Consider the following 7,666-nt stretch of genomic DNA (forward strand, 5'->3'; position numbering starts at 1 on the left):
TCTCAGGTATTCCACTTCTGTGTTACATCGATTTAAAAGGCAACAACCATTTCTACATCAATGTGCCTTGAATTGAAAAACCTGAGAGACTCTGAACTGACCAGATATTTAATGAGATTGGTATTAATTAACTTTAGCACCAGTAATTTTATTAATACGCCCTTCATCTTTGGCTTTTTCAGCGCGCTTGCGACGCACATCTTTAGGGTCGGCAATTAACGGACGATAAATTTCAACACGCTGTCCAGGTACGAGTACCTCATCATGTTTAACCTGACGGCTAAAAACCCCAAGCTTAACCTCCTCAAGATTAATCTCAGGAAAAAATTTCATCATGTTACTTTGTTTAACGGCTTCAATAAATGTGGTGCCCGGTGACACCATCACCGAAATAATTTTTTGTTGTTCTGGCAATGCATAAATGACATCTACCGAGAATTTTTCAGTTTCATTCGTCACGATAAATCACCTTTGCTCTATCGGTAAACGCCATCACCATAGACGACATTAATTCTTTAAACACTTTACCAAAAGCCATATCAACTAGTACGTTAGAAAATTCAAAGTCTAAATCAAATTCAACTTTACAAGCATCTTCAGTCAATTCGGTAAATTTCCATAGACCATGCATATATTTAAATGGACCATTCTCCAATTCAAGTGAAATTGATTTCGCTTCAATCACCTGATTACGAGTCGTAAAAGTTTTACTGATCCCCGCTTTACTTACATCAACGGATGCCACCATGGTTTTACCATCAAATTCAAGCACCTTTCCACCTACGCATCCAGGTAAAAAAGCATGATACGACTCAACATCATTGACTAAATCATACATCTGCAAGGCACTAAATCTAACCAGTATATTTTTGGAAATCTTGGGCATCTGACATCACTATTTTTAATACGATATCTCGATTTTATCACGTTAAACAAAAAAGGCATCTTCGAGAGTGTTAAATCTCACGGGAAATAACACAATCACCAAGAAACTGGGTATAATCGTTGCAATATCATAAATCTCCCCCATATCTCTTATATATTAGAGTTTATCAAATGGGCTCACTGCGGGTTGTCCTGCACCATCCTTTGGTCAACAACGGCAATCAGAACGGTAATAACATGGTAAAAAAGAAATCAACAAAAAATTCCTCCGCGAGCATCGCACGTAATAAGCGCGCAACTTTTGAATACCGTATCGAAGATAAAATCGAAGCGGGATTAGAGCTTATGGGGTGGGAAGTTAAATCAATCCGCATGGGTAAAGTCAACCTATCCGATTGTTATGTTTACATAAAAGAAGGTGAAGCCTTCATGCATGGTTGTACTGTTCAACCATTGAATACCGCTTCAACCCACGTAGTATGTGATCCAATTCGTACCAAAAAACTGTTATTAAAGCGCAGTGAAATTGACAAACTCGCCGGTTTAATCGAACGTCAAGGCTATACCTTGGTGCCACTATCAATGTACTGGCGTAAAGGTGCTTGGGTAAAAGTTGAAATTGGCTTAGGTAAAGGTAAGAAAGATCACGACAAGCGTGAAGACACCAAAGAGCGCGAGTGGAAAATTGAAAAAGCACGCGTAATGAAAAAAGATAAAGAAAATGCTTAATTTTGTTAATAAGCCTTTGAAGCGAAAGTGCCGATAAATCTTTAGCCAACAAAGGCCTATAACGAACAGATAGTGAACAAACGATTATAATTTGTTAATGTACGCTAGGTATTCAGCTAACAACACGTTATAATTGCATCAATTGGGGGCGATTCTGGATTCGACAGGATTCACGAAACCCAAGGAGCATGTCGAGGGGCGGTTGGCCTCGTAAAAAGCCGCACCGTTATAGTTGCAAACGACTCTAACTACTCTCTAGCAGCTTAGGCTAGCTAGCCATCAACCACACGTTTCGCACGTGGACAGTGGATTTTGATGGTCATATTACAGTGTGCTAGCGAGGGAACTCCGTCCGGGGGTGAACCGCGAAACAGTACCGGACTCACCAAGTAGCATCCTGTCTTTCGGAGACTGCTTGGTTAAATAAAAGAGAGACTAAACATGTAGTGCCGAGGATGTAGGCTTTCTGGACGCGGGTTCAAGTCCCGCCGCCTCCACCAATTAAAACAAAGGGTTAGCCGAAAGGCTAACCCTTTTTCTTTATCTAATGGCGACAAAGTGGCGACAGCGGAAATTTAACATCTTCTATTTAATCCTAATTCTGTGACTCTCATGTAGCGGGTCGCGAGGTTTGAGAAAACAAATCGGTTGGTTTGAGACAAACGACATTGCTCGAATCTCATATTGAGTGGTGCCACTTGGTTTGAGAAATTGCCAGTATAAACGATAGAAGTTAACTACTTTTCTTCATTTAACTGATTATAAAAATCACTTTAAACGTCCTTTTCTCGCTTAATGCAAGAACTTGCATAGCGTAGTGGGGTCAGAGTTAGATTTGCAAAAAGTAAATTAAAACAATGACTTTTATAAAACTCTTTTCTCCAAAAATAAGTTAGATCGCTTAATTACAAACTAGGTTGCATCGAATATAACTATACGGCGGATGCAATCGCGGCTATGACCTTCGAAAACATGGATGTTTTCGTAGAGCGCCCTGGGATGGATTTACCGCGTGTCATAGAAGTGATTTCATTTGAGTATCGCCACCTAGCACCTAGCATTTCTCAAAATATCCTAAAAAGTAACAAGTTTATAGATTATTAACGGCTTATCCTGAAGTGGGTTCAGGTGGCGGCGGGATTTATACCAATCCTATTAAATATGTGATCTTTCAGCGGGAGTTCAAAGTGCTGTAGGCAAGGCAGATGATTGCAGCGAATAGTGATCCTCGGTAACAAGCTCCTGCGTTACTCTACCTCCAGTATCTGACCGCCATGGATGGTGGGAATGTCTTATTTTTTTATGGAAAAAAATAGACCATGCAGTCGTATTTTGAAAGCATCTAACGAAGCATAAAGGACTTTGAAACCCGCCAGAATGGCGTCTCTCAGGTATTCCACTTCGGTGTTACATCGATTTAAAAGGGAACACCATTTCTACATCAATGTGCCTTGAATTGAAAAACCTGAGAGACTCTGAACTGACCAGATATTTAATGAGATTGGTATTAAACCCGTGTCCATAAAAAATCCCCGTTGATATGGCTATCAGCGGGGATTTTTATACATCAAGCTTTAGTTCACTCGTTGATAACCTAAAGCTGCTGGTTTAATCAATTAACTTTGTTTTTTAACAAATTTAGACTTCAGCATCATTTGGCCATTGCCATCAACTTTACAATCGATGTCGTGGTCACCGTCTGCAAAACGGTTAATAACAGCCTTAGTACCAACTTTTAACACTAATGAAGAGCCTTTCACTTTGAGATCTTTGATCAAAGTAACTTTGTCGCCTTCTGCTAATAAGTTGCCAACAGCATCTTTTAGAATGATAGCATCTGGATCAACCACTTCTTCATTTGGGTTCCATTCGTTGGCACACTCAGGGCAAATTAATAATGTGCCGTCTGAATACGCATACGGAGACTCACATTTTGGGCATGGCGGGATTACATCACTCATATCTTTACTCTCTGTGTTCTTTGCCGTTGCCGAACAAGTTAGCGTTAATTCGCCGTTCGACAGGCTTTATCGATTGGCGTTAGATAGAAAAGTATCTACCCTGCCTAATATTGTAATAACATTATAATGCTATTATCACAAATTGACTACCCTAGGCAGATAAACCATCTGAGCGGCTTAGCTGCTAACGTAACGGCTAACATGATCACTCGCATTAAAATTGAAGCTTAGCTCTTTACTTGTGGATTGGGACGACTTTGATTGTCACCAAAACTGACATCGTGTTTTTCGAGGTATTCACGAATAAGCTGACGGGTAACTTGCGATGGAGTGAGATCTTGAGCCGCACACAATTGCTCAAATGCCTGCTTTTTTAGCGGGTCCATTAATACAGTAAAACGTGCAGTTTTATTTTCCACAGTGGGTGGGCCTTTAATTACAACATGATAATTTGATTATAATGCAGTGTGTTGATAAAGACCATATTCTACACAGGATAATCACCCTGTGATTTATTCAAGCCACAATATCATTAGGCTATTTAATAACAAATAGAGCCTTGGCCCAACTATTTCGGTTAGGCAATAGTTGTAAAACGCGATAACAACGCGTTAAAATTCGGTCTATTTATTACATCATGATGCAAGCAATCTTGCACTAATTGTCGCAACATAATGGCTTGTGGCGTATCAGGCTTATCAATAAGGTTTAACATGTCTTCAACTAAGCAGCCAAATGCTCGTACCTCAATAGCTTGCGTTAACCATCGTCGTTGCGGGGTAAAACGATTCAAATTAGATGCTGCACCAAAGTCGCCAAACAATACATGATCTTGCGGATTTATCATGATGTTGTGGGCGTAAATATCACCATGGCTTATACCATTTTGATGCAAATGAGCCAAAATATCGGCCATTTGTCTGGCAATATACACAATACGCGTCCATGTAAATACGGTTTCAGGCTCAAAAGTGTCACGGCTACATGTCTGTAGTGACGGCGGTAAACCTAAATTACCGTAGTTTGCTGGTATGAGTTGCATCACCAAACCAAGTTGCTCTGGCTGATTAATTTGTGCCACAACATTAATCAAATTCGGGTGTTCACCTGCGCTTAAACAACAATCAAGTTCATCTGCCGGATAACCGTCACTGGTGATCATGCCTTTAAACAATTTAACGGCAACATCAAGGTCACTGTTAAAGGTTGTACTATCAGCATCATTAACATGATGACGAGCTTGATATATCAATCCAGATGCCCCCTGCCCGAGTAACTTACCTAAACTAAATTGCATTAATGGTACGGTCGGGACGCGTGTGTTATCACAATGTTCGACATGGCTAAATGCATTACCTGCAAAAGCCAGCCACGCTAAGTTTGGTAATTGAAATAACCACTGGGGTAAATCGATAAGTTGATTAGCAGACAAACGGATTAGCGCTAATTGATGACAGTTTGCCATGCTATTAGGCAGTGTGGTTAATCGATTACCCGCTAGCGCAAGTTTTTCAAGACGATGACATTGGCCTAAACTATCTGGCAGTTGATCAATGTGATTATCGGTTAAGATTAACCAGCGAGTTTGTTTTGGTATCGATGCTTCAGGTACGCTGCAAATTTGATTGGCTTTAAACCCTATCATCTCTAATTTTGGACACTGGCCTAATACAGCAGGCAGATGTTCAAATAGGTTATTCGACATAAACAATATTTTAAGTTGATGTAAGTCGGCAAAGTTATCGGGTAATGACGATAATTGGTTATTGCTAAGATCAAGTACTTCTAGGGTGTCAGCTAACTCAAACAGTTGAACTGGAAACTCAGTTAGTTTTTCTGTAATAGCGACCCGTTGATAACCCTTCAATGAACCATTATTCAATTGTTGCAATGTTTGCATCATGTTTCTCTTTGCCAAAAAATGCCGTCATAGTAATGGACTGCTCTCACTGAGACAAATTTTTAACCAAAAAAAACCACAGCAAAGGCTGTGGTCAAACGGATGCTAAAAACATAAATTGGGGTTGATGATTTTAGCGCTACCTGGAGCCTCTAAAGAGAACAACAGTAGGCTCCTAAAAATACGCAGCCAAACCTAAATGTAGAGTGGTTAAGCAAAAACAATACCTTAAATCAATTCAGTTAACATCGTGTCCGTATAAGGCACTAATTCGCCGCCATCACGCACTTTTGCCACATAATCTGGATTAGCAATAAATGGACGACCGATAGCTAATAAATCAAACTTATTAGCTTCAATTGCAGCACTGCCAGTCTCGGCGGTATAGCTTCCCACACCCACTAATGTGCCAGTGTAAACACTGCGTAAGTAAGCCGATATGCTGCCACCTAAGTAATCAAACTGCATTGAATCGTCAAAAATACCACCATGTAAAAATGCTAAATTGCGCTTTGCCAACTCAGGTAATAAATAGTCAAATACATTACGGTCACGAGGATCGGCGGCCATATTGAAATAGGCACCAGGAGAGACTCGAAGCCCAGTCCGTTCTGCACCAATTCTGGCGACAATAGCGTCAACCACCTCTAGGGCAAACCGAGACATGTTTTCTGGTGTTTGGCCGTATTCATCTTCACGGCGGTTGCTGTCGTGATGTAAAAACTGGTCAATTAAATATCCATTGGCACCATGAATTTCAACACCATCAAAACCGGCATCAATTGCATTTGCAGCGGCTTGAGCATAATCAGCAACTAACTGTTTAATATTATCTAGCGTGGCAGCCTTTGGCGTTTGGTACACTAATTCGCGCATTCTAGGTACTGTGCCATCAACGGCTTCTGCAGAGGCAGATAACACATCACCACCATCAAAAAAATGTGGATGTGCAACTCGGCCCGTATGCCATAGCTGAGCAAAAATTTTACCGCCATTTTTATGTACAGCATCGGTCACCACACGCCAGCCGTCAATTTGTGCTGGGGTAAATAAACCAGGGGTGTTTGGATAGCCTTGGCCATCAGGGCGAATAATTGTTGCTTCGCTGATGATAAGACCCGCTTCAGCACGACGAGCGTAGTAATCGGCCATCTTCTGCGTCGGCACAAGATCATTATCTGCCATACAACGCGTTAATGGAGCCATTAAAATCTTATTTGATAATGTTAGGGTGTCATTGAGTTTGTAAGGTGTAAATAAACTGGCCGTCATGTGACGATCTCCTTTCTTGAATATGGGTTCAAGATTAATCTTATTTGAATGTACATTCAAGTATTTTTTGAATAGTCAATCAAATTTAGTTAGACTCGAGTGTTATGAGTTATCACGCTTTGTTGTTGACCAAAAGTGAGCAAGTATGAGACGCGCTGAATTTGATAGAGAAACGGTTTTACGTGCTGCCATGAGCACCTTTTTAGTAAATGGATACGCTAAAACCAATATGCAAGATCTCACTAAAGCAACAGGACTGCATCCAGGCTCCATTTACTGTGCCTTTGACAATAAAAAAGGCTTGTTTATTGCTGCTATTGAACAGTACCAACAAGACCGTAACAAACAGTTTGAGCAATTATTTGCCAATGACCGCTCAGCAGTAGACAATTTAAGCGATTATTTGGCATTAATAGTGCGAGAGTGCTTGAGCTGCGATGTGACTCAGTCATGTTTACTGACAAAATCACTAAATGAAATGGGTGAACAAGATGCACAAATTAAACAAATGACCTGTCAATTTTTGCAACTTTGGCACCAGTCATTGGCAGGTGTATTCGATACAGCAAAAGCGCAAAAGCTGATCTCGCAAAATAGTGACAGTCAATTTTTAGCACAGTATTTGGTGATGGGAATATACGGTTTACGGACGGTGGCTTATACCGAACCTAATATGCAAGTTTTACAGCCTTTGGCAAATAAGTTATTGGCAGATTTATTGTGCAGTAAGTCGTTAAGTTAAATTCGGAATAACAAACGCTTCTCAAATAGCCCTTTAGCTTGCTAATAATGAATACCAATCCTATTAAATATGTGATCTTTCAGCGGGAGTTCAAAGTGCTGTAGGCAAGGCAGATGATTGAAGCGAATAGTGATCCTCGGTAACAAGCTCCTGCGTTACTCTACCTCCAGCATCTGA

General features: G+C 40.5%; 8 protein-coding genes and 1 other RNA gene. 3 read left to right on the forward strand and 6 right to left on the reverse strand.

Going from position 1 to position 7,666, the window contains the following annotated elements; translation table 11 throughout:
• Positions 1 to 123: 123 nt before the first annotated feature.
• Positions 124 to 459 carry an RnfH family protein gene (locus ACWXWT_RS19205; protein WP_456043180.1) on the reverse strand — a complete coding sequence of 112 codons (336 nt, stop codon included), beginning with the start codon at positions 457 to 459 and terminating at the stop codon, positions 124 to 126.
• Positions 449 to 886 (reverse strand): SRPBCC family protein, encoded by a 438-nt coding sequence (locus ACWXWT_RS19210; protein ID WP_456043181.1) that lies wholly within the window; start codon positions 884 to 886, stop codon positions 449 to 451. The genes ACWXWT_RS19205 and ACWXWT_RS19210 overlap by 11 nt, the downstream gene beginning before the upstream one ends.
• A 236-nt stretch (positions 887 to 1,122) precedes the next feature.
• Between ACWXWT_RS19210 and smpB the strand changes: the two genes are divergently transcribed.
• Both smpB and ssrA read left to right on the forward strand, forming a co-directional pair.
• Positions 1,123 to 1,614: an SsrA-binding protein SmpB gene (smpB, locus tag ACWXWT_RS19215; RefSeq protein WP_456043182.1), complete on the forward strand. Its 492-nt coding sequence runs from the start codon at positions 1,123 to 1,125 to the stop codon at positions 1,612 to 1,614.
• 144 nt (positions 1,615 to 1,758) lie between these two features.
• Positions 1,759 to 2,114, forward strand: a transfer-messenger RNA (tmRNA) gene (gene ssrA / locus ACWXWT_RS19220).
• 1,116 nt (positions 2,115 to 3,230) lie between these two features.
• Here ssrA and ACWXWT_RS19225 read toward each other — a convergent pair.
• The 4 genes from ACWXWT_RS19225 to ACWXWT_RS19240 all read right to left on the reverse strand — a co-directional run bounded on the left by ACWXWT_RS19225 (position 3,231) and on the right by ACWXWT_RS19240 (position 6,747).
• Entirely contained in the window at positions 3,231 to 3,575 is a 345-nt protein-coding gene (locus ACWXWT_RS19225; protein WP_456043183.1) for a zinc ribbon domain-containing protein YjdM, read from the reverse strand.
• Positions 3,576 to 3,802: 227 nt separating this feature from the next.
• Complete coding sequence (locus ACWXWT_RS19230; RefSeq protein ID WP_011636565.1) at positions 3,803 to 3,994, reverse strand: ribbon-helix-helix domain-containing protein; 192 nt, start codon at positions 3,992 to 3,994, stop codon at positions 3,803 to 3,805.
• Positions 3,995 to 4,152: 158 nt separating this feature from the next.
• Entirely contained in the window at positions 4,153 to 5,475 is a 1,323-nt protein-coding gene (locus tag ACWXWT_RS19235) for a protein kinase (protein ID WP_456043186.1), read from the reverse strand.
• Positions 5,476 to 5,703: 228 nt separating this feature from the next.
• A complete protein-coding gene (locus ACWXWT_RS19240; RefSeq protein ID WP_456043184.1) occupies positions 5,704 to 6,747 on the reverse strand; it encodes an alkene reductase in 1,044 nt (347 codons plus the stop codon).
• A gap of 145 nt (positions 6,748 to 6,892) precedes the next feature.
• Between ACWXWT_RS19240 and ACWXWT_RS19245 the strand changes: the two genes are divergently transcribed.
• Complete coding sequence (locus ACWXWT_RS19245) at positions 6,893 to 7,489, forward strand: TetR/AcrR family transcriptional regulator (RefSeq protein WP_456043185.1); 597 nt, start codon at positions 6,893 to 6,895, stop codon at positions 7,487 to 7,489.
• Positions 7,490 to 7,666: the final 177 nt, after the last annotated feature.

The sequence above is a fragment of the Shewanella sp. A22 genome (assembly GCF_053850585.1).

What these genes read in the sequence shown, in the direction of transcription:
- ACWXWT_RS19245 (WP_456043185.1), top strand. Translation starts at nt 6,893, where the DNA reads ATGAGACGCGCTGAATTTGATAGAGAAACGGTTTTACGTGCTGCCATG.
- ACWXWT_RS19240 (WP_456043184.1), bottom strand. Translation starts at nt 6,747, where the DNA reads ATGACGGCCAGTTTATTTACACCTTACAAACTCAATGACACCCTAACA.
- ACWXWT_RS19235 (WP_456043186.1), bottom strand. Translation starts at nt 5,475, where the DNA reads ATGCAAACATTGCAACAATTGAATAATGGTTCATTGAAGGGTTATCAA.
- smpB (WP_456043182.1), top strand. Translation starts at nt 1,123, where the DNA reads ATGGTAAAAAAGAAATCAACAAAAAATTCCTCCGCGAGCATCGCACGT.
- ACWXWT_RS19210 (WP_456043181.1), bottom strand. Translation starts at nt 886, where the DNA reads ATGCCCAAGATTTCCAAAAATATACTGGTTAGATTTAGTGCCTTGCAG.
- ACWXWT_RS19225 (WP_456043183.1), bottom strand. Translation starts at nt 3,575, where the DNA reads ATGAGTGATGTAATCCCGCCATGCCCAAAATGTGAGTCTCCGTATGCG.